This window comes from Qiania dongpingensis, from assembly GCF_014337195.1.
Taxonomy (GTDB): domain Bacteria; phylum Bacillota; class Clostridia; order Lachnospirales; family Lachnospiraceae; genus Lientehia; species Lientehia dongpingensis.
In genome coordinates, this window is sequence record NZ_CP060634.1 from 1,472,094 (window position 1) to 1,498,254 (window position 26,161).

18 protein-coding genes are annotated in these 26,161 nt (G+C 38.0%); 3 read left to right on the plus strand and 15 right to left on the minus strand.

Going from position 1 to position 26,161, the window contains the following annotated elements; genetic code table 11:
- Window positions 1-380 precede the first annotated feature (380 nt).
- Entirely contained in the window at window positions 381-776 is a 396-nt protein-coding gene (locus H9Q78_RS07000) for a helix-turn-helix domain-containing protein (RefSeq protein WP_249304593.1), read from the plus strand.
- A 47-nt stretch (window positions 777-823) separates the two neighbouring features.
- Here H9Q78_RS07000 and H9Q78_RS07005 read toward each other — a convergent pair whose 3' ends face one another.
- The 13 genes from H9Q78_RS07005 to H9Q78_RS07065 all read right to left on the minus strand — a co-directional run bounded on the left by H9Q78_RS07005 (window position 824) and on the right by H9Q78_RS07065 (window position 18,948).
- Window positions 824-2,944, minus strand: coding sequence for a hypothetical protein (locus H9Q78_RS07005; protein ID WP_249304594.1), 2,121 nt, complete (start codon window positions 2,942-2,944; stop codon window positions 824-826).
- Between the two features lies 1 nt (window position 2,945).
- Entirely contained in the window at window positions 2,946-5,036 is a 2,091-nt protein-coding gene (locus H9Q78_RS07010) for a hypothetical protein (protein ID WP_249304596.1), read from the minus strand.
- Window positions 5,023-5,988 (minus strand): glycosyltransferase family 2 protein, encoded by a 966-nt coding sequence (locus H9Q78_RS07015; protein ID WP_249304598.1) that lies wholly within the window; start codon window positions 5,986-5,988, stop codon window positions 5,023-5,025. The genes H9Q78_RS07010 and H9Q78_RS07015 overlap by 14 nt, the downstream gene beginning before the upstream one ends.
- Window positions 5,985-6,680 carry a metallophosphoesterase family protein gene (locus H9Q78_RS07020; protein ID WP_249304599.1) on the minus strand — a complete coding sequence of 232 codons (696 nt, stop codon included), beginning with the start codon at window positions 6,678-6,680 and terminating at the stop codon, window positions 5,985-5,987. Before H9Q78_RS07020 ends, H9Q78_RS07015 begins: the two co-directional genes overlap by 4 nt.
- Entirely contained in the window at window positions 6,677-7,651 is a 975-nt protein-coding gene (locus tag H9Q78_RS07025) for an ATP-grasp domain-containing protein (RefSeq protein ID WP_249304601.1), read from the minus strand. Before H9Q78_RS07025 ends, H9Q78_RS07020 begins: the two co-directional genes overlap by 4 nt.
- Window positions 7,641-9,371: a thiamine pyrophosphate-binding protein gene (locus H9Q78_RS07030; protein ID WP_249304604.1), complete on the minus strand. Its 1,731-nt coding sequence runs from the start codon at window positions 9,369-9,371 to the stop codon at window positions 7,641-7,643. The genes H9Q78_RS07025 and H9Q78_RS07030 overlap by 11 nt, the downstream gene beginning before the upstream one ends.
- 15 nt (window positions 9,372-9,386) lie before the next feature.
- Complete coding sequence (locus H9Q78_RS07035; protein WP_249304605.1) at window positions 9,387-10,130, minus strand: SDR family NAD(P)-dependent oxidoreductase; 744 nt, start codon at window positions 10,128-10,130, stop codon at window positions 9,387-9,389.
- Between the two features lie 28 nt (window positions 10,131-10,158).
- The gene (locus H9Q78_RS07040; RefSeq protein ID WP_249304607.1) at window positions 10,159-11,616 is read right to left on the minus strand and encodes a lipopolysaccharide biosynthesis protein; all 1,458 of its coding nucleotides are present in this window, start codon (window positions 11,614-11,616) and stop codon (window positions 10,159-10,161) included.
- Between the two features lie 17 nt (window positions 11,617-11,633).
- Window positions 11,634-12,593: a glycosyltransferase gene (locus H9Q78_RS07045; protein ID WP_249304610.1), complete on the minus strand. Its 960-nt coding sequence runs from the start codon at window positions 12,591-12,593 to the stop codon at window positions 11,634-11,636.
- 18 nt (window positions 12,594-12,611) lie between these two features.
- Complete coding sequence (locus tag H9Q78_RS07050) at window positions 12,612-13,805, minus strand: ATP-grasp domain-containing protein (RefSeq protein ID WP_249304611.1); 1,194 nt, start codon at window positions 13,803-13,805, stop codon at window positions 12,612-12,614.
- Window positions 13,806-13,822: 17 nt separating this feature from the next.
- The gene (gene rffA, locus H9Q78_RS07055; RefSeq protein ID WP_249304613.1) at window positions 13,823-14,959 is read right to left on the minus strand and encodes a dTDP-4-amino-4,6-dideoxygalactose transaminase; all 1,137 of its coding nucleotides are present in this window, start codon (window positions 14,957-14,959) and stop codon (window positions 13,823-13,825) included.
- A gap of 168 nt (window positions 14,960-15,127) precedes the next feature.
- The gene (locus tag H9Q78_RS07060; RefSeq protein WP_330595285.1) at window positions 15,128-17,353 is read right to left on the minus strand and encodes a glycosyltransferase family 2 protein; all 2,226 of its coding nucleotides are present in this window, start codon (window positions 17,351-17,353) and stop codon (window positions 15,128-15,130) included.
- Window positions 17,354-17,409: 56 nt separating this feature from the next.
- On the minus strand, window positions 17,410-18,948 hold the full coding sequence (locus H9Q78_RS07065) for a L,D-transpeptidase family protein (RefSeq protein ID WP_249304614.1): 1,539 nt from the start codon (window positions 18,946-18,948) through the stop codon (window positions 17,410-17,412).
- Window positions 18,949-19,158: 210 nt separating this feature from the next.
- Here H9Q78_RS07065 and H9Q78_RS07070 point away from each other — a divergent pair, with 210 nt between their 5' ends.
- Both H9Q78_RS07070 and H9Q78_RS07075 read left to right on the plus strand, forming a co-directional pair.
- Window positions 19,159-20,490 carry a glycosyltransferase family 2 protein gene (locus H9Q78_RS07070; protein WP_249304616.1) on the plus strand — a complete coding sequence of 444 codons (1,332 nt, stop codon included), beginning with the start codon at window positions 19,159-19,161 and terminating at the stop codon, window positions 20,488-20,490.
- Window positions 20,487-21,539: an acyltransferase family protein gene (locus H9Q78_RS07075; protein ID WP_249304617.1), complete on the plus strand. Its 1,053-nt coding sequence runs from the start codon at window positions 20,487-20,489 to the stop codon at window positions 21,537-21,539. Before H9Q78_RS07070 ends, H9Q78_RS07075 begins: the two co-directional genes overlap by 4 nt.
- A gap of 76 nt (window positions 21,540-21,615) precedes the next feature.
- Here H9Q78_RS07075 and H9Q78_RS07080 read toward each other — a convergent pair whose 3' ends face one another.
- Both H9Q78_RS07080 and H9Q78_RS07085 read right to left on the minus strand, forming a co-directional pair.
- Complete coding sequence (locus H9Q78_RS07080) at window positions 21,616-22,929, minus strand: hypothetical protein (protein WP_249304619.1); 1,314 nt, start codon at window positions 22,927-22,929, stop codon at window positions 21,616-21,618.
- A gap of 193 nt (window positions 22,930-23,122) precedes the next feature.
- Entirely contained in the window at window positions 23,123-26,056 is a 2,934-nt protein-coding gene (locus H9Q78_RS07085) for a lectin like domain-containing protein (RefSeq protein ID WP_249304622.1), read from the minus strand.
- Window positions 26,057-26,161 lie beyond the last annotated feature (105 nt).

The window sequence follows — 26,161 nt, forward strand, 5'->3', positions numbered from 1 at the left end:
TCAGTATCAAACGCTTATAGAAAGGACCGTCAATTACGCAGCTCATCTATTATAGCGGAAAAGAGGGAAAAATGCAAGTTCTGCAAATTCTGCCGGCTTTCCCCTCTCTTTGTTACAATTTGTCGACCATTTAATCTATACATTCTCAGCTTTTTCCATTATACTGGGAGTGGACCTTTGCATCCAGAATGATAATAAAAACGGGGGTAGTAATATAATGAAAAAGGTTCCCAGGACTGACAAGTCACTGCGGTTAAGAGTATCTACACTGGAAGCAGAAAACGAACAGCTCTATCAGATTATTGAACAGTTGAACACTACGTTGCAAAAGCTTATCACTGTTTACATAAAGCCGAAGCAATAATCAGGGAGGATGTTTCATGAAGCCGTACAATACAAAAGAAGACGCGGAGGCGATTGGCCGGAGAATCCGCGCGGTCCGAAAGTCAGAGGGACTGACACAAGAAAAGCTCAGTGAGATACTGAGCGTTGGGGTGGGACATATGGGAAAAGCAGAGCGCGGAAAGGAAACACTTTCCACAAGCGTCCTGATAAAATTTTGTTTAGAATTCCATGTTTCCCTGGATGAGCTCATATTGGGCACCCGGCTCAAATCAGAAGCTCCGGAACAAATTCCGCCTATATACAGAAGCGGAATTCCGGAGCTGCTGGAAGGGTGCGATGAGATGGAGAAAGGCTATGTGAAACTTCTCATCCTAAATACGCTTAAACATATTAGAAAGTGCAAATCACTATACTCAATCAGTCCAAAATAGAACGCCCCCAAAACTATTCCTGAACAAGTACCTAAATATTTCAGACCTTACTCGCGACTTTCTAATTCTATATCTCCAAGTTGAAAATATTCGCCGTTCTCCGTTTTTCCAACTAAATATAATTCTTGGTTATCCAAAGAGCCATCCTCAACATCGAGAAATATACCCTCGAATCGTTCCTCAGACCAATTCAGTCTATATGATAGTATACCATCTTCTGATTGCACATTACAATAAAGCGCTTTTATATCCATATCCTCTTTTACATCTAATGAGCCCTTAATATGAAAACCATTCTCACCCCCGTAAACAAGATATTCATCTTTTACTATTTCGACTTTGCTTTTTACATTCTCTTTTATATTCTCTTTTAGAATTGGCTGCGAATATTGTACAATAAGGCCTTCATCTTTAAAGTTTTTCACCTTGCTGCAGGTAATGTTCTCTCCATAATGGTGTCTTATGAAATCAAAGACATTTCTATCATAATCACTGTAAGTATCATCCCTCTCAAAAAGTGCTTTTACCGGATTGCCGATTCCATACGCTTTTAATCTATTTATATTTGTCGGAGTTGTAGCATCCCAGTTAGTCAATGCAAAATAATTCGGACAATAATCCGCAGGCAGCGGCTCCCATAAGCCAAATGTTCCTGGCTGAGGCGGATGATGAATCAAGGGGAAAAACAGAAGATAAATTTCGTCTCGAGAAGCATCAATAAATTCCGCTCTTGCTCTCGTTATCTCATCCCTGTCAACATCATATGTGGGCAAACTCAATGATTTTAAATCGCTAAAAACATTTATTGAACCCAGGAAAATAATACAGCACAGTAATCCTAAGAATAAATCCGAAACTGTGAATTTGAGAAATGACCGATATCTCGTTTTTTTACGATCCCTTGGATTATATATGAGTTGTATTTCATATTCACGCTCTATATCATTTGCTCTCATATTTCCAAATAATACTATGATTGCTCCCATCATGCATAACAAAGTAGGCTCCCAAACTCTCAGCATCATTCTTCCCAAATAAGAGAATACAATTAAAAATCCAAATGCACAGAACAGATTTATACCTATGGGCAAAAACGCTTTCTTATTAAAACCATAATACAAAATGAACGCCAAAAAGAAGACACATATCAAGACCTTACCTTCCTTAAGCATAGAGGCCACTCGCGTTTTCATCCCCTGAATTTTTTCTGAAAGAGGTATGTTTTCATCTTTCAACTTTCCAATATTTTGCAGCGTTTCTAAACTATAAACATCACTGTCCCCTATAAATGCCGTCATAAATAATAAATTCAAATCATTTTTATCGTTTAATCCACATTGTTTGTACTGTTCTTCCGCCTCTTCCCAAGCTGGATACAAGTCTACATAATCCAAAATTTCTGACCGCGCTTTATTATACTCATTATATTCCTTCCATTCAGCATGGGTATTCCAAAACAAAACGTTTAATAATGCCAGAACAAAAATTGAAATGACCGGAACCGCTAACCATCCTAAAGTTTTAACTAGTTTTTTATTTATGAGACTTTTAAAGCAATAATCCTTTTCATAAAATTCAATCCAAACAATGCATATCCCAAGAAATGGAAATACCAGCAATGCCGCCTGAAATCTAGTCATAGAACCTAAGCAAATTAAAATAAGCCCTAAAATAAAACTGCCCACTTTATTAATTTTCAATGATACTCTGTTCTCCAGCAAGAAATCCAAAATCAGCATTCCGCCCGCCATTGCAAAGGCTGCCGCAGTTCTTGTAAAATTCACATTTTTGACTATACCAATCCACGTTGCGGCAATAATTATTATACTTATTCCCCACCGCTGTATTCCTTTGAACTTTTTAATAATAATATATAGGCATACCCAGAGTAATACCCATGCGCTGAAAACATGAAATATACTCCACCATGCCAATTGGGGTATAGTAGAATATAATGTGCTGATAGCCAAAGATAAATATGGCGAGATAAAAGACGCAATGGATCCAAATCCCCTTGATAATTGCCATGCAATAAAAGCATCATCCCCCGTATCCTGAGAAGGCCCCATTAAGATCATGACAAAAACAAAAAGTGTTGCAAGTCCAAGAGGTATTACAGTTTTCTTCAATTTATCACTTTTCAGCGTTTCAATTTCTCGTTTCTGCATTTCACTCTCCATTAGTGCTTTCTTTTTCTGCTGCTATGTCATCCATAATATTTCCCAAATAGATTTTTTCTCCCGTTGTCTTTTCTCCTACTAAGTAGCAGTCTGTTATCTCTTTCTCCAGATCAGCAAAGCCATATAGCACGCCGAACAGTTCTCCCTCATCATCCATTGACAATTGATAAGTATATATCTTTTCATCGGACTCAACATTGCAAAAAACCGTTTGAATCTCATCCAGTCCTAAGCCGGAGACCGATCCAGACATGGTTCTTTCCCCATACATTCCTAAATTTTGAAAAGATTTCGTATCAATTTCAATACTGGTATCCAATCTGTCTATCGGCTCATCAATAGGAAGAAGATACTTCACAATATAAGTACTTTCCTCTCCAGGAAAAAAGTCTATCCCGCTGCAAGTAATATCATCTCCATAGTTGCGCTTCAAAAAGTTTAATACTGCTGTATCAAATAAAGAATACGCATTAGATTTCTGTACTAGATTCCTCAATGGGTCACTGTAGCCATATTGTTTTAGTCTATTGACATTAAATGGTGTTTCGGAATATTTTCCTCCCAATAAAAACAAATTGATGCAATAGTCTGAATCCGGGGTTTCCCATATACTAAAGGTCCTGTACCATTCATCTTCTGAAGACGGTAACAAGTAAACCTTATCTTTATTATCATTTATATAATTCAGCCGATTTCTCGATACTGTCTCTACGCCCGCCGCTTTATTGGGAACCTCAATCCCTTGATAAACTTTATGTTTTATCAACCCGGAAAAAAATGTAATAAAAACTAGAACCATCAAAATTACCGCAAATGAAACTTTTTTAACTTTGTTTACTCCGCGTTTTATTTTTACAGAAAGATATAAATCTTCAAATATGCTTGATCTTCTTTTCTCCTCGTGACACAAAATTAAGAAAAGAAAAACCAGCCCGTATAATAATGTAATTTCACTGTTATAAAGATTTGCTGTATTTCCACCTGCCAAAACAGCGGTTAAAATAACACCTTCAATAAATGTTATAAATGCTGCTAGCCAACTATCCTTTCCCACCAGCCACAAAAAAATAACGGATTCCAGAATAAACAGTAGCAATATATTACTTGTTTTAAGATAATTAAATAATTCATTCATAAACTGATCTGATTTATTATAAGTACTTATCGAAGCTAATCTTTCTAAATTCTCTTCCGTATAGATATTAGAATCCGTTGAAATCTTTTTATATACTAATAATTCTTCATCTCCCTTTTCCCATCCTAAATCACGGTATATTTCCTCCATGTTATCCCAAGTCAAAGAGCTTTGTGAACAACTCCAAATAGTATCCAGCAACGCGGCTTTTTCACTGTACGTTTTCCACTCTGCCGAATCCGGCATCATATAGTTGTCCATTAAATGCAGCCCACCGACACTTAATAAAGGAATAAGCAGAAATATGAGGCGGATACCATTCTTTTTTTTATCTTCTGATATTTTTTTTCTGCATATTTTATATATAAAGCAAAAAACAATAAAAGGTAATACATATAAAGAAGCCTTTAGATTCAACATTGCTCCTAAAATAATTATTACCTCTCCTAATAAAAATTCAAATATTTTTTTACCCTTCCGCCGTTCCTCATATATAGAATATAATATGCTTATCCATCCTGCAGAACTAAAAGCCGCGGCAGTACGGACTATATCTATTCTCCGAGCGCATCCCAGCCATACGGCAAAAAACCAAAAGATGAAAAAAATCACCCTTTGCTTCCCTTTATATCTTTTTGCTGTCACAAAAAGAATGGCTATTAAAAACATCCATATTCCGGACAATGTAAAAACTGTCCACCAGGGTATGGAAGAATTCAAAACAAACAACTGATTAAAAACAGGCACAAGTAATGGAGATAAAAAAAGAGTAACCGCATTGTCTCCCCTAGCCAATTGGACCATAATATTCCAATCATTTGAACTCTCAAAAGCCGGTTTTAAAAATATCATTACAATCATAAAAAAAATACTGGATATTAATGCTGTACTAATTGGTCTTTTCAATATGGAATATAGTTTATCTTTAATTTTATTCCCCTTCATTTTTCCCTTTTTCTTCACTTTCCTTTGTAATTATTTCTCTCACAACATACTGAGGTATATTATTCAATGAAATATAAATCCTTCCAATGTATTCACCAATCATTCCTAAGGTTATCATTAATATACCTCCAATGACCAATAAAGCGACCATAAGTGAAGCATATCCAACTAACAAATCAGGAAAAAACAGCTTTTTTATAACTAGATATAAACCATATAAAAAGCCCCAAATAGCCATCACACTTCCGGTTAATGCCGCAAATCTTAACGGCTTTATTGAAAACGCAGTGACTCCATTCAACCACAGGGAAAAAGAATTTCTCAAATTATATCCACTTCGGCCGGCTTTTCTGGTATGTCGTTCCATAGGAACACTAGATAATCTCTTCGTTATAGAAACAATCATACCTCCTACATAAGGAAAAGGATTTTTACATTTTATAATTTCATCAATAATAAATCTTTTCATGATATAATAACTTGAAAAAATTGCTTTTGGTGGCTTTCCAACTAATTTCGTTGCCATCCAATCATTTATCTTTGAACCCAAATGCTTCAATTTGGACCTATTATCATTTTCAAAATCTGCGCAAACATAATCATAACCTTCTTCTAATTTCTCAACCAACTTAAACAGGTCTTGTGGATCGTGCTCTCCATCATCATCCATGCCGATAATATAATCTCCGGATACACTGGCATATCCCGCCATTAGAGCAGAATGCTGGCCAAAATTTTTAGACAAATCAATCGCTGTAACATTATAATTTTCTTTGGCTAAATTTTTAATAACATGGAATGTATTATCCTTAGATCCATCATTTACTAAAATAATTTCATAAAAATATTCATTATGGTTAACAAATGCATTCTTAATACGATCTACCACATAAGAAATAGTTTTTTCGGAATTATAGCATGGAATCACAAAGGACAATTTTATTTTTTTCATACGCTTTTCTCCGCTCCGCTCTTTTCCCCTATTCTACATCCTCGGTACAGATTTGAGTAAAAATATTCATCAAATCCTTCTTGAATCATTGCATATTTGATTCTGTCAATGTCATACTCCTTCCTTTTCATCCGGATTTTTTCATGATCTAAAACCGCAAAAGCTGCAGATGATATATAATCTCTGGGTTGGCCCACAGAACCCGGATTACAGTATGTCATCTGATTCTGGAACTGCAACTTTTGAATATGAGTATGACCAGAAAAAAATATATTTTTATTGAATTTCATTATTTTTTCATCATTAAAATTAAAATCCTCTATATACTCATCCAAGTAATCGTCCCATCCGCCATGGACTGCGCAAAATTTGTTTTCATTCAAATATAAAGGAAGTCCCTTTATCCATTGATAATTTTCTTCTTTAATAACAGATTTCTGATATTTTATGCACAAATTTACTGTGTTCGATCGGGGGCATAGACTCTCTCCTAATAAATAACTGTCATGATTTCCCCTAATGGTAGTTATGTTTCTCTCTCTTAGTAAGTCTATACATTCGTTTACCATACAGTAATAACCGCACACGTCCCCAAGACAATAAATTTCATCACATCCGTATTTGTCCAGTTCTTCTATAACAGCCTCTAGTGCAGGATAATTGCCATGTATATCTGATATGATTCCTATCATGATATGACTACCACCTCATCTATGTAACGTATCGCTTTTCCTTTACTGATTTGTGGCACCATTATTTGACTCTCCAGGTAATATCTAATACACATTTCAGCCTCGTTATACCCTAAAGCCATCCGCATAGAGGTAGAAGAAGAAATTCTTGGATTTATCTCCAATAACAAATATCTGCCCTCGTGATATCTGAACTGTAAATTTGTCGGCCCATTTGGTTTAAAAACAGAAACCAAAGCCTGCACCGTATTCTCCAGTTTTGTGTCTAAAACCACTTCTGCTTTCGCAGTAGCTCCCTCTTGGCTCAATTTCCTTCGCATCGCAATCATACCTGAATATGTACCATCACCCAGTCCAAACACGCCGACTGTATATTCATGTTCAGAATCGCCGATCACCGGCTGTGCCATAAAATTGCCTCTCATCCTAACTTTATAAAAATCAAATTCCTCCTTATTTTTCACAACATTAATTCCTTTAGAAGCATAAGAAGAACGAGGCTTTAACATAAAAGGAACACCAAATTTTTTCGCCAGCTCATCATACTCTCCTTCTATCCTGCTGGGTATTGCAAATTGGGTTCCCCCATGTTCCAGCAAAAATTGATAGGTCTTCCATTTATCCTGAGATAAAATCAAGAGCTCTTTCTTGTTGAGTACAAATTTATTTCTATACCCCTTGAATTCATCTCCGCTCAATCCAACTCTATATATTTCTTGTTCTGTGCCAAAAAAGACTAAATCTATTTGGTGCTCATCGATTATCCCTTTTAGAAAATCCAAATAAAGGGGGTCCTTTGCATACTTTGCCTGAATGAATTTATCACACCATGCCTGGCCCACAGCGTCATCATAAATATCCATGCCTACTATATTTGCCGAAATTCCGGAGGAACGTAAGGATTTGATAATTCCATATCCAATAATCGCTCCAACACCTGTAACAAGAATATTATATTTTCTATCTACCATATATCTCTTCCTCAATTCTCATAATCTCTGCATCACTCAAGACAGGTGACTGCTTATCTACCGTTGAACGATAAGTAGGTTCTGGAAAACATGTCGATTTATCACTTATTATTATTTCAACAATACAAGAGGTTTTTAAATCTAAAATCTCCTTTAAACTATCTTTATACTCATTATCCGAAATTTTAATATAACGCATACCATAAGCTTGCGCAATCATATTATAGTCTGGTGATTCAAATCCTCTCACTGATCCTTCATAATTAGCTCCTAAAGCTTTATCTTGATATATGCGTATCAGTCCAAGAGACTTGTTATTCATTAAAAATATCTTTACAGGTATTTTGTTCGTAACTATCGTTTGCAGCTCTTGTATATTCATTTGAAAACCGCCGTCTCCGCATATACAGATTATTTGTCTGTTCTGGTTTGCAAAATATGCTCCGATAGAAGCAGGAAGAGCATACCCCATCGAACCCAAACCGGCGGACTGTATCAACAGGCAATTTTTCTTAATAATAGAAGAAGCGTTTGTCCAAATTTGATTCTGCCCAACATCTGTACTTATGACCGCATTGTCTAATGAGATTGTCAACTCATATATCAGCTTATTGGGATTGACAAATTCATTTATTTCATACTCCTCTTCAATTTTGTATCGTTGTTCCCATTCTTTAATATTTAATAACCAGCCCGTTCTCATTCCTTCCTTGCTAAAAAACGAATAAATCTTCCTAACATATTCATGCGCTTCACAAAGTACCTTACAGTACTCCTCAGGTTTTTCCGTTAATTCTATTTCATCAATATCCACACATATTACTGATGCATTTGGTGCAAAGCGCTTAAAATCTCCGCCTGTCTGCCTGCCATCAATCCGTGATCCAAGAACAAGCAACACGTCACAATATTTAACGGCTAAATTTGCACAGCGATTGCCATAGGCCCCTATAGTGCCCACATAATTATCAAACGTATTATCTAAAACATCTTTTCCTCTATAGGATGAAACTACCGGTATTTTGCTCTCACTGCAAAATTCAATAAACTCTTTTACTTCATTTATTCCTTCCGCCCCTCCACCTAGTAAAATCAGAGGCCGTTTACTTTTACTGATAATTTTCCAGCTTTCTGAAATCTTTTCAAAATCTCCTTCTATCTTTTTTTGCAACGCAGTAAAATGCCTGACAGTATCTTCTTCAATCATTCCCGTTTGTATATTATGCGGAACATTTAATAAAACCGGTCCTTTTCTTCCGTCTAACATTTCAAAATACGCTTTTTCCAGATGATAGGCTATCTGTAACGGTTCCATTACAGTCGCCGCATACTTCGTAATAGGTTCTACCATTTCTGTAATATCCGTTTCTTGAAAGCCTAGCTGTCTCATGGACTTATTCTTCCGAATCTCCGGTGTACTTACCTGTCCCACAATAAACATGCAGGGAATAGAATCATAATAGGCATTTGCTATACCCGTGATCAAATTAATCGCACCAGGTCCGCTGCAGGCAACTGCCACTCCAAACCTTTTTTTAGCAAGCGCGTATCCATTTGCAGCAAACGCCGCTCCTTGTTCGTGTATAGTCTGAATGTAATGTATATTCGGCTGCCTGGAAATAGAGTCAATCGTATGAGATATAGAAGAGCCTTGATACCCAAAAACAGTATCGACGCCTTTTTCTCTTAAAAACCCGGCAATATAATCTGATACTTTCATCTCTCTGCTCTCTCCTTATTTGAGTTTAGCGCCTGCATCATACAGTAATTCTGTACCCGTTATATAATCGGCAGTATCCGATAAAAGAAATAATATGATTTTTGCCACTTTAGCAGCCGGGATAATTCCCAATGGCTGGTTTTGTTTGATCTTATCATCCAAATTCATTGATTCCCTTCTCAGTTCAGTCAGCATATCTGTTTCCACTACTCCAGGAGAAACGGCATTTATGCAGATTCCCCGATTAAGCAGCTCTTTAGCCATCAATTTAATTGACGAACTGATTGCCGCTTTTGAAGAGCCATATAAGACTTGCCTATATCCAGCCCCCTTTGAAGTAATAGATGAGATGGCGACTATTTTACTCTTTTCTTTTGAATATGCTTCAATTTGAAAGTATTTAACTGCCTCTACAAAAGAAAAATAATTTATATTAAATACTTTTCGCATCAATTCCGCGGAATTTTCTTTTATTAGACATAAAGGAGAAATACCGGCACAGTATATCATACCATCTAACATAATATGTTTGGAGCTGCAAAATTCAAAAATATCCTTTATGTTTTCTATGTCATTAAGGTCATACGAATAGCACAAATTATTTCCATTCTTTAATTTTTTTACTGCAGATGTGAGTTTATCCATGTTTTTTGAGACAATAATCACATTCCCACCGCTTTGAGTTATGGCTTCTGCAACTGCATAGCCAATACCCGAAGATCCCCCAATAATCAAATAGTTTTTGTCTTTGCAAGTCACCCTTCACACCTCCAGATTTTATCTTGAATCATTTTTGAAATATCGACTTTATCAAATGCTTTAACTGTTGTCTGAAAAAACACATTAAGAGAAATAAAATTCCTAAACTTATTATCCACCTTATCCAAAATGAAACACTATACAAAGTCATAGAAACCAGACAAACAATAAATGTAATCCCCCATATAAAAAAAGTTTTTTTATAGGATAAAACATCCGTCTTATCAAAACGCTTGGCAAAATAACAATGCAACAAAGCTGCTAATAAATAAGATGCTGCTGTCGTGTAGGCTGCGGCCATGTATCCAAACCGTTTTATAAATATATAATTCAGCAATAAATTCAACACAGCTATTAAAGCGCTAGCATATCCAGAATAACGTGTCTTCTTATAAAACTGCTCGACCGCCGTATAACCAATCATTACAAAATTGGCAAGAACGCCGCATATAATCGGACACATAAGCCAAATAGCTGTTTCGTACTTTCTACCTCCTAAAAAAAGCACTAACTCTGGAGCTAATATTACCATAATCCATGTCAGCACACTCAATAATCCAACCAAGACCAACCATACTTTTTTAATTTGAGTATAATCTTCGGAATACAATTTTTCAAAAAGCCATGGCCTCCATGCATTATCTACAGCATGAATCAATATGTCCAATATATATCCAACCGTAGTGGCTAAAGCTATTATGGCGGTTACCTCTGCACCACACAGCCACTTGACCATGATTTTATCCGATTGATATAAAATTTGAGTTGAAACAGAAAAAATCATCATCGGAACGGAATACAAAACTCCATACTTCCACATTTTTCTGCTATAAAAAAGCTTTCCTTTCAAAAAGGAAATTATCATTACCCCAAATCCAATAACTGTAGTAGGGCCATAAAAACTTAATAATCTAATACTCGTCAATTCTTCTGGTGACACTACAGCCCTGTATTTAATTACGCAGATCACAGAAATTATAACGCCTGGTACTACAGCCAGCACAGTCAACGCAATATTGCTTTTATAATGCATTAACTGCCGTTCTCCCATTTGAAAACATTGAATACTATTATACGCCAAGCAATATAACAGCATCAGCAACATCATCCATTTAGAGAACCCTAATAAATTCGATATAGGACTTCTAAACGGAAAGAGCAACGCGCCAACGGCTAATGATATCAAAGACATCAAGCCGATAATTGATGATATATAAGAAGAATAATTATTCTTAAAATCAAACTTTGCTCTCGCCACGCTCTGATATAAGCTGAGTGATATGATTGGAGCAAACAGATATGCCCACGACTCAAATATTTTCACATCGGCGTAAACAGAAGTCGGCAATAAACGAGTAAAAATCGGAGTTACAAAAAAAGAAATGCCTCTTGTTATCAGTTCGGCTATTAAATATACAATCCCGGATTTTAACGCCAGATTATTTTTCAAGCTTTCTTCATTCAGTTTCTTGATATCTTGTCTCATTTGTTTAAAGCTCCTGACTATATTTTCCCGAACAAAATAGCAATCCGCCAGGCTATTTCTGTTAATAAACTTTGCTTTAATCTATATCTATAAAACAGCTTGCCAAATACAGAAGCTGCTCCTTTCTTATTCTGACCAAATTTTAAAAGAAACTCTTTATCCTCCTTGCCGGAAACGCTTTCATAAAACAACCTAAAATATGAATCTATACTCCCGCGTATCCTGTTGAACACCTGTCCATTTCCAAACATCTCATTCCAACGATATTTCCAGGCATTGACAAAAGAACTGTCAACTTCTGATTCCGCAATTGAGGTCGTATTATCATGTCTTCTAAAATGAGCTGTTACTTTTTCATCATAGTAAAATTTCCCGCCCATACCAACTGCCACTGCCTGAACCCATATATCATGACTGTACATGTCATCAGCATCATTATCAAAAGCAATCTTTTTTAAAGTATAATTAAAAACACAAGTAAATCCTAACAGGCATCCTCCATCATACAATGATAGGGCCTTTCCAACATTCAATTTTTCAAACATACTTGGTATATGTCCGCTTTTTATAACATTCATCCTGCTGTCGCAAACATCATATGCAGAGGAATACAACAAACATTTCTGATTGTCGTATCTGCTCAAACAGCAGACTGCTCTTTCTATTTTATCCGGACACCATATATCATCTTGATCACAAAAAGCATAGAAATCCGCCTTACCAGAAGCGCGAATAATCTTTAGAAAACTCTTTACATAGCCCAAATTTCCTTCTTCGTCTTCCAAATAGTAAATCTTAATACCCTGAACTTCTTTCTTTTCATACGTTTTTATAATTTCCTTTGTATTATCAACAGATCCGTCATCCCTGATATAAATATCTATATTGTGATACGTCTGGCCAAATAAGCTGTCCAGCTGTTCGGACAAATACTTGCCTCCATTATAGGTAGACAAAATGATATTAACTTTTTCCATTACCATCTCCAAACATGATCATTCTACACAAACTGTTATAAAGTCTTCCATATGATCCATAGTCTGCATCATTTCCTCTTGTGAGTCAAACTTTATCAGCATTGCACCAATTCCAAATCCTCCATTATTAAAACGCTCCACATGATCACCTGGTGAAATAAATAAATCATTTCTGATAATTTTGGATTGTATTCCGTTGCTATACTTTAAACCTGTAAAATTTCCAGATTTCTGGCTATGAATTACATATGATGTAATAAAATTATGATATGGTTTCTCCATCAAATCACTGATATTCTCTCCAACAGCAGCTTTAACCGTATATTCACCCAAGTCCACACCACATGCTTCTTTAATGGCATCTGTAATTAAATTCCCACCATTACGTGGACCCAACTCTAATATAAATAATTCCCCATTTTCATCAAACATAAAATCAAGATTTATAGCGCCTTGTTTCATATTCAACAAAGACATTACTCTTTGTATCTCTGATCTTGCAATCTCTGTCTTCTTTGTCGAAATCTTAGCAGGAAAACTTTCACCAATTGGTACTAATGGATTACATAATCTGTCAAAATGCTCATTGGCAAGACCAAAAATTCTAATTTCACCATCAACTAGAAACGCATCTCCCGCAATCTGATAATTGCTTCTCTGTACAAACTCCTCTGCTATAATATTTCCACATTTTGAATAAGACTTCGCCTCTCTAAAGGCATCCTCAACTTCACCTATTGAAATAACTTTACTGACGCCTTTACTTCCTGAAGCATCCACCGGTTTAATCATAATCGGTCTGCCAAGCTCACATAAAAAGTCTTTTGCTTCTTTAACATCTATAATATCCATTGACTTCGGCACTCTAAAATCGTTTTCTTTCAAAAAATCCCTAAATCGGTCTTTTCGAGTAAGGATTTCAACCGAAGTCAGCGGATTCGTCGGAAGGCCTAATATTTCCGCTACATATGCCGCCGTAGGAGCAGATACATCTGAACCATATGACATAATACCATCTATTTGAAGTTTTCTCGCCAATTCAAGCACAGCCTTTTTATCCAGGGTGCTGATATTATAATATTCATCCGCATATTTATGGGCCGGATTGTCTGGTAAATAGTCAACATCAATAACATGATATCCCAATCTCTTTGCCGCTTTTACCGCCGTCATCTGATAATAATTACCGCCCAATGACATAATCTTCTTCATCAGTTCCTCCCGAGCTATTAGCATTTACCGTAATAATATTTAAAAACTGCTTCAATTACCTTTGTTTGATCTTCCTCTGCCAATCCATAATACATCGGCAGTCTTAACAGGCGTTCGCTTTCTCTCGTTGTAAACTTGTCCTGTCCGTGAAATCTCCCATAAGCCTTCCCCGCAGGTGCACTATGTAAAGGAATATAATGAAAAACCGCATTGACATCCTGTTCTTTTAAACTCAGAATCAGATTTGTTCTATCAGCTAAATTTTTCGCTTTAATATAATACATATGACCATTATGTATGCACCCTTCTGGAACAGTCGGCCTTTGAATATAACCCGATTTTTCCAGAACATCAAATTCTTTATGATACCGTCTCCAAATCTTTAAACGGGATTCATTCACCTCATCCGCCATTTCCAGTTGAGCCCATAAATAAGCCGCATTAATATCACTCGGCAAATAGGAGGACCCGTAATCCATCCATGTATATTTATCTATCTGTCCCCGAAAAAACTGGCTCCTGTTAGTTCCTTTCTCCCGTAATATTTCAGCTCTCTCAACTGCATCCGGTTTATTAATTAAAAGAGCACCGCCCTCACCCATACTATAATTCTTCGTCTCATGAAAGCTATAGCATCCATAATCCCCAAATGTTCCCAGGGCCTTTCCTTTATATGTGGCCATTATTCCCTGTGCAGCATCTTCTATGATTATCAAATTATATCTTTTGGCGATGTCACAAATCACGTCCATCTCACACCCGACACCTGCGTAATGCACCGGTGCTATCGCACGTGTTTTTTCCGTAATCGCATCTTCAATTAGTGTTTCATCTATATTCATCGTATCCGGTCTGATATCCACAAACACCGGAATTGCTCCACGGAGTACAAAAGCATTGGCCGTTGATACAAAAGTATAAGATGGCATTATCACTTCATCACCAGGTTTTATATCTGCCAAAAGAGCAGCCAGCTCTGTCGCATGGGTACAAGAAGTAGTAAGAAGTGCCTTTGCCGTCCCCGTCTTCTTTTCCAGCCATTGATTACAACGTTTAGTGAATTCTCCATCCCCGCAGATTTTGTGATTCTGAATTGCTTCCCCAACATACTGATTTTCTTTTCCCACACAAGGCGGTACATTAAAGCTTATCATACTCTTTTGTCTCCTTAACTAACTCACATACATGGTTATACCAATGTAATCAGCGTTAACTTTTAATTATCTATAAATTCTTCACCATTCTAGCATAGTTTAATGCTTATATCAACAAATGAATTCCCCGATACTTCACCAGATAAGCTAAAATATACTTCTTTTAATTTAGCAACCATTCTGAACTTTTCTCGTAATTCCTTCATCAGGCTCTTTTTCAAAATTCCTCAATGAGAAGTCTGAATTCAAAAGAGTCAGGTTAGGATTATAATAAGGATCTCCTTTCTCCAATATTTCAGCCCATCTCTCTCTGAACGTCTCAACCTCATGTTCGAAACGAATAACCTTTTCCGGCGTATCTTCTATACCTCTGGATTTCGACTCATAGTGATATAGTTGTGCAAAGGGATTGAAAACCACCAGCTTGTCCAGGCTTCTTACCTTCATACAATAATCAATATCATTAAAGGCAACGGCAAGGCCTTCGTAAAAGCCCCCCACCTCTTCAAATATACTTCTTTTTGTCATCATGCAAGCCGCCGTGACCGCACTATAATCTTGTGCACAAAAAGCGCGCAGGAAATAGGTTTTCTCGCTCTTATGAAATCCTATGAAGGTATGACCGGCAATGCCTCCATATCCAACAACTACTCCCGCATGCTGAATCGTATCATCTGCATAAAACAGCTTTGCGCCGACAATTCCTACATCATCCCGCTGGCAGAATCCGAGCATTTCTTCTATGCAGTCTTCATTAATAAATTCCGTATCGTTATTAAGAAACAGAAGATATTCTCCTTCGGCAAAGGAGGCTGCATAATTATTAATTGCGGAAAAATTAAAACCCTTATCACTCTTCCAGATCACTATCTTTATATTATCATAACGTGTTTCAAACTCCCGGTAACACTGAAATGTTTTTTCCTCTGTACTGTTGTTCTCCGCTACGATCACTTCTACATTTTTATAGGAAGCTTTTTCCAAAACCGATTGAACGCAGACCCGCAGATCATCTGAATGATCTTTGTTTGGTATTATTACAGATACCTTTGGCCTTCCTTTTACCGGATAAACTACACGGTAAGCCCCTAAAACTTCATTTTGCTTTACCTTTACCTCACCTATCCCCACTCTCAGGCAATGCGCTTTGATAGCCCTGGCTCCGGCCTCAAAGGCATACATCTTTTTTTGGGGGTCTTCCGCAGTAGACTGGGCGCTGATTCTCCAATGATAAAGTACGCGGGGAATATGGCAAACATTTGAAGCCTGCTCCACACAGCGAAAAATAAAATCATAATCTTGAGCCCCGTCAAATTCCTGCCGGAATCCTCCTACTCCCTCTATCAAATCTCGTTTTGCTACAAACAAATGAGAGATATAATTCATACTCCTGAGCAAGTCAGGATTAAAATCCGGCTTAAAATGTGGATCAATATAAAACTCCTTTTTATTCTTATAAGTGAGCTTATCCTCATCAGAATATAACACGTCTGCATTTTTTCCTGCTGCCGCTTCTTGGTTGATTCTCCGGGCACATTCAAACAAAGCGTCTTCTGTCAGCAAATCGTCATGATCCAAAAGGACAATATAATCTCCTGTGGCGATAGACAGGGCTGCATTCGTATTTCCTGCTATCCCCTCGTTTTCCTGTAAAGTGAGAAACCGGATCCTCGCATCCTCTTTCTGATAGTTTTTGAGAACTTCCGTGATGCCGTAACTATCAAAGTCAGTTTCCCCTCTGTCTCCGCTCCCGTCCGCCATACATAACTCCCAGTTTTGATAAGTCTGTGACATCACAGATTCAATCATATCACACAAAAATTTCTGAGGCGTCCGGTAAAGTGGCACTATTATGCTAAAACACGGCATTAAATCAAATTTTTTCTGCCTCTGCACTTCCAATTGATCGGCAGGGGGCAGTACAAGTTTTCTCCATCCATTATAATCAATTTTATTACCCTTGATTTTTCTGTTCAGCTTCTTCATAAACGCTTTAAGCCCGTATTGCTTCAAAAAGGAGAATCCTCGCTCGACTGTATCGGCCCTAAAGATTTCCTGTATTTTTAAAATTCTGTCTCTCTTATCCTTTTGTTTGTCTCCTGGTACTAATTTTTCCTTTTTTTTCTTTTCATCCGCCTCAAAAATCATATAGTACGTATTATCCGGCAGGTAATCTATCAGAATACAAAAACCCAGCTTAAGCTTACTTTCCCCATGAAAAACATCCTGGTTTACGTCATAGCGGCTCGTGTCTGTTCTGTTTATTGATACAGGTGCCCCCTTCTGATCTATAACTCTGATTTTAACCGCAACATCCGGCCTGGAGCTGGCGGCCCATCCTAAAACCACCATTGTAGAACCCTGTACCTTAATATTGTCAATATAATATTTCATAATCAGCTCAGTCCCTCAATAAATTTTCCCATTTATTTCCTATCTTTGTTATCTGTTCAATAGTTCATAAGTTCTCTTTCAGATTTGACCATCACAATTTTGGCCCCTGGATTTAATAATTGAAGCAAATACCTCATCTTATCTTCATTTATAGCAACGCATCCAAGCGTTGTGTTACTGCTCCCTTTACAATGCAGGAATATTGCTGATGTAGAATCTTTTCTGCATTCGGGATTCACGTCTATATTTACAGCGTAGTTATACGATGGAACATAATCAAACAGATGTTCACCTGACAACCAGCCATCCGGGACCCTCCGAGAATCAATCAGCAGATTGTAATAAACACTGTTCAGATCATCTATCCAATACATATATGGGTTTATATCTATCCATTCCAGTGCCGTTCCAGGATTTTCTTTATTACCAAAAGCAATTCCAAGATCATAACAACCAAGCGGCGTAGTCTTATCCCCCTCTAATGTGTGAACAGAAAAACCGTTTTCTCCCAATTGAGCTTCTGTTTTGATAATCTCTGTCCATCCTGTTTCTGATTTCTCAAAAAAGTGCAGATCCGCACCAGACGTTGTTCCGTTTCCAACCACTGTAATTATTTGATCCGTATACTTTGCGGCTTCCATCTTACTAATCATATCTGTATCCGCATGCAGCAGCTTTGCATCTGATATTATATCCCCTGTTGCTGATCTTGCATAACAAAATAATAAATAATCTCCCGTATATTCTGGTATCCATTCTATATTTTTAAAGCTTCCCCAATCCGTCAGAGAATGCCATCCCTCTTCAGCAAAATCATAATATAGCCATTGATATTGGACTCCATCAAAAAGAGGCTCAGCCTCCATTTCTGCTTTTACAGAAGATGCAGTCACTGACAAAACTTGCAAATTGGCAGAAGAAAATCCAGGATAGCGATAATTTAACAATGTAGTACTCGAAACTATATCTTCAGAGGGCCCTTTCGCATAGCAATGCAGCATGTAATCTCCGCTATGGGGAGGCGTCCAGCGCAGACAATTCATCTCTTTCCAATCCTGTATCATATTCCAGCTCCCGGTCTGAAAATCGTAAAACAGCCATTGAAACTGAATCCCTTTTAGCTCCGGTTCAATCACCATACCGGCGATTATATCCTCTCCCTCGCCGTAGGGAGGCATATATATACCTGCGGCATGCAATTGCTCGTTTGAATAATATAGCAAAGTATTTGCTTCTATCAATTCTCCCGACGGTGCCATTGCATAGCAATGCAGCATATAATTTCCTGTTTTTGGCGGTATCCAGCGTACAAGCTCGCTGCTGTTCCAGTCTTGTATTACATTCCAGGTGTTGATATCAAAGTCAAAGTAAAGCCACTGATATTTCATTCCTTCTGTTTTCGGCTCTGCCACCATACCGGCTACGATATCTCCTCCATCTGTATAAGGCGGCAGATATATGTCTCCTGAATAATACGCCGCCTCTTGTGCTGCACTTTTTTCTTCTTCAGAAGCCGCGGCGGCCATTCCGCCCCATCTTATAAAAGAAAGTAAAAAAAAGAATAAAAAGCACTTCATGTACTTCTTTCTCATCATTTCTGTCCCTTCTGGCCACACCAACATTCCATACATTAAAACAAATCATATTTTATTATACCATTGCTTCCAGCCCAGCACAACCGATGCTCAGAACAAATCCTGCCGAAACCAAGTTCCAGCTCAAAATATTTACTTATCATTGCCTGCATGGTATAATTAGCCTGCCGTGTCCAATAATAATAAAAATAATGAAAGGGGGCAGTAATATTGCCAGAACAACCTTTGATTTCTGTATTGCTTACCAATTATAATCGGGAACAATATCTTCCATATTGTATAGAAAGTGTTTTAAATCAAACTTATCGCAATTTGGAATTTGTTATAATTGATGATGGCTCCTCTGACAATTCTGTCTCTGTTATAGATAAATATCATGACTCCCGGATACATTTTTATAAACTTAAGGAAAATCATCACATCAGCTATGCTACCAATTATGGACTGCAAAAACTGGCGGGAGACTATTTAGCATATATGGACAGCGATGACATATGGTCTGTCGATAAATTAGAAAAACAGCTTACTTTTCTGCAAAAAAATCCTCATTACAAAGCCTGTTTTACCTGGGTCGACTTAATCGATGAACAGGGGCAATGTATTAATTCATCGGAAAAAGCTTTGCATGATTTGTATGCAAGCACGACATCCAGCCGCGAAGAATGGCTGCGATATTTTTTCTTTGAAGGCAATCGCCTTAGTAAGCCTTCCGCATTAGTCGAAATAAATGCCGCCAAAGAAACTGGCTGTCATACACTAGCCTATGTACAGGCCCATGACTTTGACTGGTGGATCCGCTTAACTATGAATCATTCATTTGCCGTAATAGAAGAACCGCTAATACAAATGAGACGCTTCAAAAACCCTGACCGTAATGCCTCTGGCGAAAGTCCTGCACAAGATACCCGATTTTTTAATGAGTATATGATGATTCGAGCCCATTTTTTTGATAACATGCCACAAGAGTTATTTACCAGGGCCTTTCAATGCTGTTTCATAAATAAATCTGCATCTTCTAAAGAAGAATTGGAATGCGAAAAAGCATTTTTGCTTCAAAAATGTGTTCATGGCACCGAAGCATATCCGATATGGGGACTTTATAAACTGGCAGAACTTCTTCAAGTACCAGCCACCTTTCAGGCATTAAAAACAGGATATAACTTCACACCAAAGGATTATTATGAATTAAATAAAACCGTATTATTTTATAGTAAAGATCGTATCTCAGAATTAGAAAATATTATTAACTCTCAGCGGGATGAACTATTAATTCAGCAAGTTCATATAGAAAAACAAGACAAAATTATTTCTTCACAAATTGACTCTTTCAAGCAGAAAGAGAGTAGGGCTAGGGAAGAAATCGCCGCTTTGTTTGCCCATGTAAATATTTTACAAGACACTTTAAACCAAACAGTAACAGAGTCTGAACATTTAAAAGCTCAACTTTCAAAACTGTATAGTTCAGCCAGCTGGAAGATAACGAAACCAATTCGGTTTTTAAACAAATTTTTCAGGAATTCATTTGGAAAGAGGTCATCATGAAAAAAGAAAGACTATTCTATTTGGACTTTATACGTGCTATAGCAGTCATCATAATATTATTAACACATTATAATGCCCGCTTTACAGAATGGTATATGCTGCCGGCAATGCCGGAAAAAGCCATTCTAGGGTTATATCCTTTTAATCTTTATATTGGAGATTTAGGAGTCTCTCTATTTTTTATTATTTCAGGCGCCGCCTTAATGTATGTATATCAAAAGAAATGCAGCATTAAAGAATTCTATACCAAACGTTTTCTTTCCATATATCCTATGTTTTGGATTGCGTATTTCGTTGCTTTTTTATACCTCTTTTGTCAGCTGAAGCATATTGTGAATCCAGATGTTCCTAAAATAAATATATTACTCACTATTTTTGGAATGGACGGTTATCTGTCAGGAGTCTTTCCAAACTTCTATATTCTAGGTGAATGGTTCTTAGGCTGTATTATTCTTCTATATCTAATCTTTCCGCTATTGCGTAAATTACTGACCACCTATCCTAAAACTTTTTGCATAGGCATTGTACTATTATATATTCCTTTTACATTTTATAATATTGTTCCAATGTTTCCTTCTTCTAAAATATTATTTGTACGTTTTCCAGAGTTTGTATTCGGTATGCTTTTTGTTCTATACATTAAAAGATCCAGGATATGGATGGCAGCCGCTGGTATTTTGATACTTATCTTAAATACCATATTCAAACCTGAACTTCCTGTCAGTTTTCAAACCACCTATATTGGCATAAGTGTTTTCTTAATCCTGGTTTTGATTTCTTATCTGGCTGATACAGCCATACTTCAATCCATCTGCAAGAGTATCAGTAAATATTCATATGCAATTTTTTTGACACACCATATTATCATTGATGAAATGGCAAATCGTTTTCCCATGGCTGAAATCAGCACCTTCGACAGTTACATCTTATTCCTTGTCTGCTGCTGTTTGACAATAATTGCCTCCTGGACTCTTTATCATCTGCATGCCCGTATTATGAAAACCATTCAAAATCTGGCATCCTTCCGTAACGCCAAAAGTATAGAATAATAATTTTAAGAGTCCTCTGCCCATATGAGTCAGAGGACCCTTTTAGTATTCTTACCTATTCTGCGCAAACCATCTCTCAGATATTAGAAAATCCAAAGCATTTGTCATCCAGTAATCTTCCATCTTTACTGTACACCCTAAAGTATGTCCAATAATAACCGTATTTTGGCTGCCATACGGCCCAAAAAGTATTACCGTCTATCCTGTTCTTTCCCGTAGTCCAAATCCATGCAGGCTTTCCCTGAGCATACAGGGTACAATCCAAAATCGAAAGCTCATAATATAATTCATTATTAGGGTTCACATTACTGCTGACTCCCAGCATGAAGCCCGGCCCGTATGGATTCGGCATCTGACAAATTCCCGTTATAGATGCCTCCTTATGATTATAGCCAATGCACGCCTGAACCGTATTGCCATTCAAGTCTTTTATCTCTCCGTATAAAAGGTACGCTCCTGTTTTTCCCGGCTGCCAGTTTACCCATTCACTAGTATTCCAGTCAGAGAGCAGATACCAGCTCTGGGTTTCGTACGAATATACCTGCCATCTATAAGTCAGATTTTTCGGAGCATGCTTATTCGCTACCAGACCAGCCACTACCGTGTCCCCGCCATACTGAGCCAGATAAATGCCAGCCGATGCCAGGCCCACTCCGTTAAAGGTATTTATAAACCCATAGTCCATTCGGTCGAGACCCAAATTAAATACGTTTACATAGTAGGTCCCCGCACTTAAATATATAACATTGGAGCGAACTGAACTGGCACTGCTAACTGCATTTAAACCTCCCTTGTAATCCCCATCAGATGTATAAAGAGCAAGATGCCAGTCATTATAAAAATACGATCCTGATTCCGTCACATACATTTTTCTGGCACATGGAGTTAATGTCAATGCTGTCGCAAAATATCCTCCGACATCAAGTTCTATGGCATACCAGTCGTCATCAAAGTGTTCTCTGCTGTTATTCGCCACTCCTAATACTCCCACGCTGTCTTCTATTCGTTGTGCCGTTTCCCTTGTATCATTGGGTTCTATTTCATATAGAATAGTGTTTAAAGTTGAAAAATCATTTTCACCCGTCTCAGGCAATGCCGTCAAATAATCCTGGTTCCCCTGTTCTGCATACAAATCATTTCCGTATTCCAAGGTCTCAGCTGAGTCTATTTTCTGCTTCAGTGCATCCGGTATTTCCTCTACTTGCTCAGGCACTGCAGAGACGAATTCCTCTTGTTCGTCATCCGATGGCAATGCCTCTCCTAACTGAGGAGCCGTACTTTCTTCCGTTTCTAGCGCCGGCGTTCCCTCCTGCTCAGGCATTGCGAATGCCTCAATCCCGCAAAATACTACCATAATCATTGCTAAAACAACGCTCGTTACTTTTTTCATCTTACCCCCTCCTAACTATAAAATAAATTTACATATATTTTTTATAACATTTTTCAATTAATTTGTCAATATTTTGTCCCGCAATTCATAATTTCCCTCTTAAATTTTCATCCTTCTTTGTATACATCGTAATTATTTTTTTACTTTGTAAAATATAAGACTTATTATTTCTTTTTAAATCAAACAAAAGATTTTAAATATTGGAAAATCCAAAGCACTTATCATCCAGCATATTTCCATATTTATCATACACACGGAAATATGTCCAGTAATATCCATATTTCGGCTGCCATACAGCCCAGAAGGTGTCCCCCTTTATCTGTGTTCTCCCCGTAGTCCAGATCCATGCGGGCTTCCCTTGGGCATATAAGGTACAGTCCAGAATCGAAAGTTCGTAATATAATTCATTATTGGGATTCACATTGCTGCTGACTCCCAGCATGAAACCCGGCCCGTACGGATTCGGCATCTGACAGATACCAGTAATGTAAGCTTCCTTGTGATTATATCCGATGCAATCGTAAACAATATTTCCTTTTCTGTCCTTTATTTCCCCATATAAAAGATATGCTCCCGTTTTTCCGGGCTTCCAGTTTACCCACTCGCTGGCATTCCAGTCAGAAAGCAGATACCAGCTCTGCGTCTCATAGGAATACACCTGCCATCTGTACCACAGACCCTGAGGTGCCTCCGCATCGGCCACTAGGCCGGCCACCACAGTGCTCCCACCATACTGGGCCAAATAAATACCGGCAGATTTCAGCTTTTCTCTATTCACAGCAGAAACCACAAATCTTCCAAATTGACTCACTTCTGCGCTTAGCATATCTGAATCACCAATACATTTAGCTATCTCAACCAGCGCCCCATTTGAAACCATAAACAATTTTGTTTCTTCATTCTTTGCAAATTCGTCCGGAATTTTCACCTCAATACTGAACGTCTCTCCAGCTTCACTATATTCAGATAAACTCACATCATAAATGACAAATTCTCTGTCCGCCCCATATTGCCTCATGAGTTCATCCATCGCTTTTATATCGCTGCTATTTGTTATCTGATTACATTCCATCCTCACCCTAGAAGTCAAGAAGCTATGCTTATCTATCACTGACACATTGCCGTCTGCGCTTACGATTCTGGTGTCTGGCACTGCAAAACTAAAGGCATATGTCTTTATATTAACTCCCAAAGGCAATGAATTTGTGATAATTCTCATCGGCATATTTCCATTGCTGTCTGCAGTTAAAAATTCTCTGCTTATATTTTCACCTATCCTATATGTTTTTCCATTTATTTGAATTAAAACTTGGGACTCTTGAGCACCTCCGGACAGCTCAATATTAGTAATTCTGATATAAGAGGTATACTGAGGCAGTGCAATATTGGGTACACCTTCTTCTGAAACCACCTCCAGCTTTAAAGTTCCACCTAGCTTAGAATCCGCCTTGTCGTACGCTTCATAGGAAAAGCTCTGAAGCACCGGAGCCGCATCTTCTGACAAATTTGTAGTAAAAGCCTTAATCATTGCATTTCCAAGCTTATTTGAATAAGACGGCCTCATTTCCGCCACATCTGTATAGGAACCCTCTGCAATCAGATAGCTTTCCTGATTATTGCAGACAGCCGTCTGATATACCGATCTGCTGTTAGAAGCAACCTCCAGTGGAAGATAAAAGGTTCCATCATCACACTGGATTGTTTCGATAATAGAAAACCGTTCCCCCTTATGCAATAATACAGGCTGATCTAATTCGACTGTATGATAACCGGCATACGGAATATACATTGTTTTTTCACATGCTATTTTTGTTCCAAACGGTCCATCCGCATTCTCATCAAGCTTATATACTTTTATAGACACTGTAGAATCCGGTGTCAATGTAACAGCAGAAACTGCTTCCAGCTGTTCTCCTGCCTGCGCAGTAAAAACATTGGCCAACGATACCGCTTGGTTCATCGGCTTCATATAAGAATTGCTGGACAATCCCAGATAATCATATTGGTAAATATTATCATACTTATAGCCGCCATTCGCGTCCGGAACATCTGCCTGGAAACTGGTCACTTGTTTTACCGTGCGGTCATAATAAGATAAATAAAAGTATCCAGTGTTATCAATTCCCCAATTAGTTCCCCAACTATTCTTCACCAACCAAGCGCCTGGTCCAGGAGGCTGTTTTCCTTCGTTAAAATTTTCGACTGCATACGTATCATCCCATCCAACAATTGAGACACCATGGTTGGGATTAATGTACTCATCCACATACTGGGCCCAATTAGAATAATTAAAATAGGTTCCATCCTGCCCTCCCCCAGACGAAGACTGATCGGCATAATAGGCTATCGCTACTGCGCCGTGATTCATGACCGCCTGTTTTATCGCGTTTACAGCAGCCTGATTATAGACATAGCCATTCAAACTGGAGGTTTCATTAACAGGGCTGGGCAATTCGTCCGCATTTTGAAGATGAACATCGGACCAGCTGCGTGCGCCCTGCTCCAAGCTCCAGTCTCCGCTTCTTGTCACCTGTCCCGCACTGTTCGAATACGGGATATTTTCCTCCGAGGCAGACCCATGCCACGCAGCCAGCTCGGCAATCGCCATAAGCATATTACCGCCCGCGTCCATTCGGTACATTCCGGTATATTGAGAACCTTCTCCGGCCTGACCTGAATCTTGCGTATACTCCGACTGTGGCTCATAGGAAAACCACGCCAGCTGATGTTCCGAATAATCCGGTTTAGCTGCCTCCGCTGTCCCTGATGTTCCATGCTCGTTCAATGCACTGCTCTCGAGTGATGACAATGCTCCAAATGCCCAACAGCTGCCCCAGATACTCTGATTCTTAATGACCGTAGATGCTCCTGTCTTTCTTAAATCAAATTGAGCCGGCAGCATATCATAATATACAGGCCGGTCTGCATCATAATCAAAATAAGCCTGGTCCATTGCCGTCGGGGTAATTCCTCCATCCGCCTCATCCGCAGCAGGAACTTCAATCTCAAGCTTCCACTCAAACTGCTGGTCTCCTTCCTCCGGCTGTGCCATTACAGAACATGGCAACATTAAAAAAACAAAGCAGGCAATAAAACACGACACAATTACTTTACTTTTTCTAACCATAACGAATCCTCCTCCACGCGTTTTTTAGGCCAAACCATTCTATAAATATTCTAGCATAAGCAACTTTTTTTACAATCAATATTCCAATTCTTTATAAATAAAACA

Bases quoted from the DNA above. Each gene is read 5' to 3' on its own strand.
- H9Q78_RS07000 (WP_249304593.1), top strand. From the start codon at position 381: ATGAAGCCGTACAATACAAAAGAAGACGCGGAGGCGATTGGCCGGAGA.
- H9Q78_RS07005 (WP_249304594.1), bottom strand. From the start codon at position 2,944: ATGCAGAAACGAGAAATTGAAACGCTGAAAAGTGATAAATTGAAGAAA.
- H9Q78_RS07010 (WP_249304596.1), bottom strand. From the start codon at position 5,036: ATGAAGGGGAATAAAATTAAAGATAAACTATATTCCATATTGAAAAGA.
- H9Q78_RS07015 (WP_249304598.1), bottom strand. From the start codon at position 5,988: ATGAAAAAAATAAAATTGTCCTTTGTGATTCCATGCTATAATTCCGAA.
- H9Q78_RS07020 (WP_249304599.1), bottom strand. From the start codon at position 6,680: ATGATAGGAATCATATCAGATATACATGGCAATTATCCTGCACTAGAG.
- H9Q78_RS07025 (WP_249304601.1), bottom strand. From the start codon at position 7,651: ATGGTAGATAGAAAATATAATATTCTTGTTACAGGTGTTGGAGCGATT.
- H9Q78_RS07030 (WP_249304604.1), bottom strand. From the start codon at position 9,371: ATGAAAGTATCAGATTATATTGCCGGGTTTTTAAGAGAAAAAGGCGTC.
- H9Q78_RS07040 (WP_249304607.1), bottom strand. From the start codon at position 11,616: ATGAGACAAGATATCAAGAAACTGAATGAAGAAAGCTTGAAAAATAAT.
- H9Q78_RS07045 (WP_249304610.1), bottom strand. From the start codon at position 12,593: ATGGAAAAAGTTAATATCATTTTGTCTACCTATAATGGAGGCAAGTAT.
- H9Q78_RS07050 (WP_249304611.1), bottom strand. From the start codon at position 13,805: ATGAAGAAGATTATGTCATTGGGCGGTAATTATTATCAGATGACGGCG.
- rffA (WP_249304613.1), bottom strand. From the start codon at position 14,959: ATGATAAGCTTTAATGTACCGCCTTGTGTGGGAAAAGAAAATCAGTAT.
- H9Q78_RS07060 (WP_330595285.1), bottom strand. From the start codon at position 17,353: ATGAAATATTATATTGACAATATTAAGGTACAGGGTTCTACAATGGTG.
- H9Q78_RS07065 (WP_249304614.1), bottom strand. From the start codon at position 18,948: ATGATGAGAAAGAAGTACATGAAGTGCTTTTTATTCTTTTTTTTACTT.
- H9Q78_RS07075 (WP_249304617.1), top strand. From the start codon at position 20,487: ATGAAAAAAGAAAGACTATTCTATTTGGACTTTATACGTGCTATAGCA.
- H9Q78_RS07080 (WP_249304619.1), bottom strand. From the start codon at position 22,929: ATGAAAAAAGTAACGAGCGTTGTTTTAGCAATGATTATGGTAGTATTT.
- H9Q78_RS07085 (WP_249304622.1), bottom strand. From the start codon at position 26,056: ATGGTTAGAAAAAGTAAAGTAATTGTGTCGTGTTTTATTGCCTGCTTT.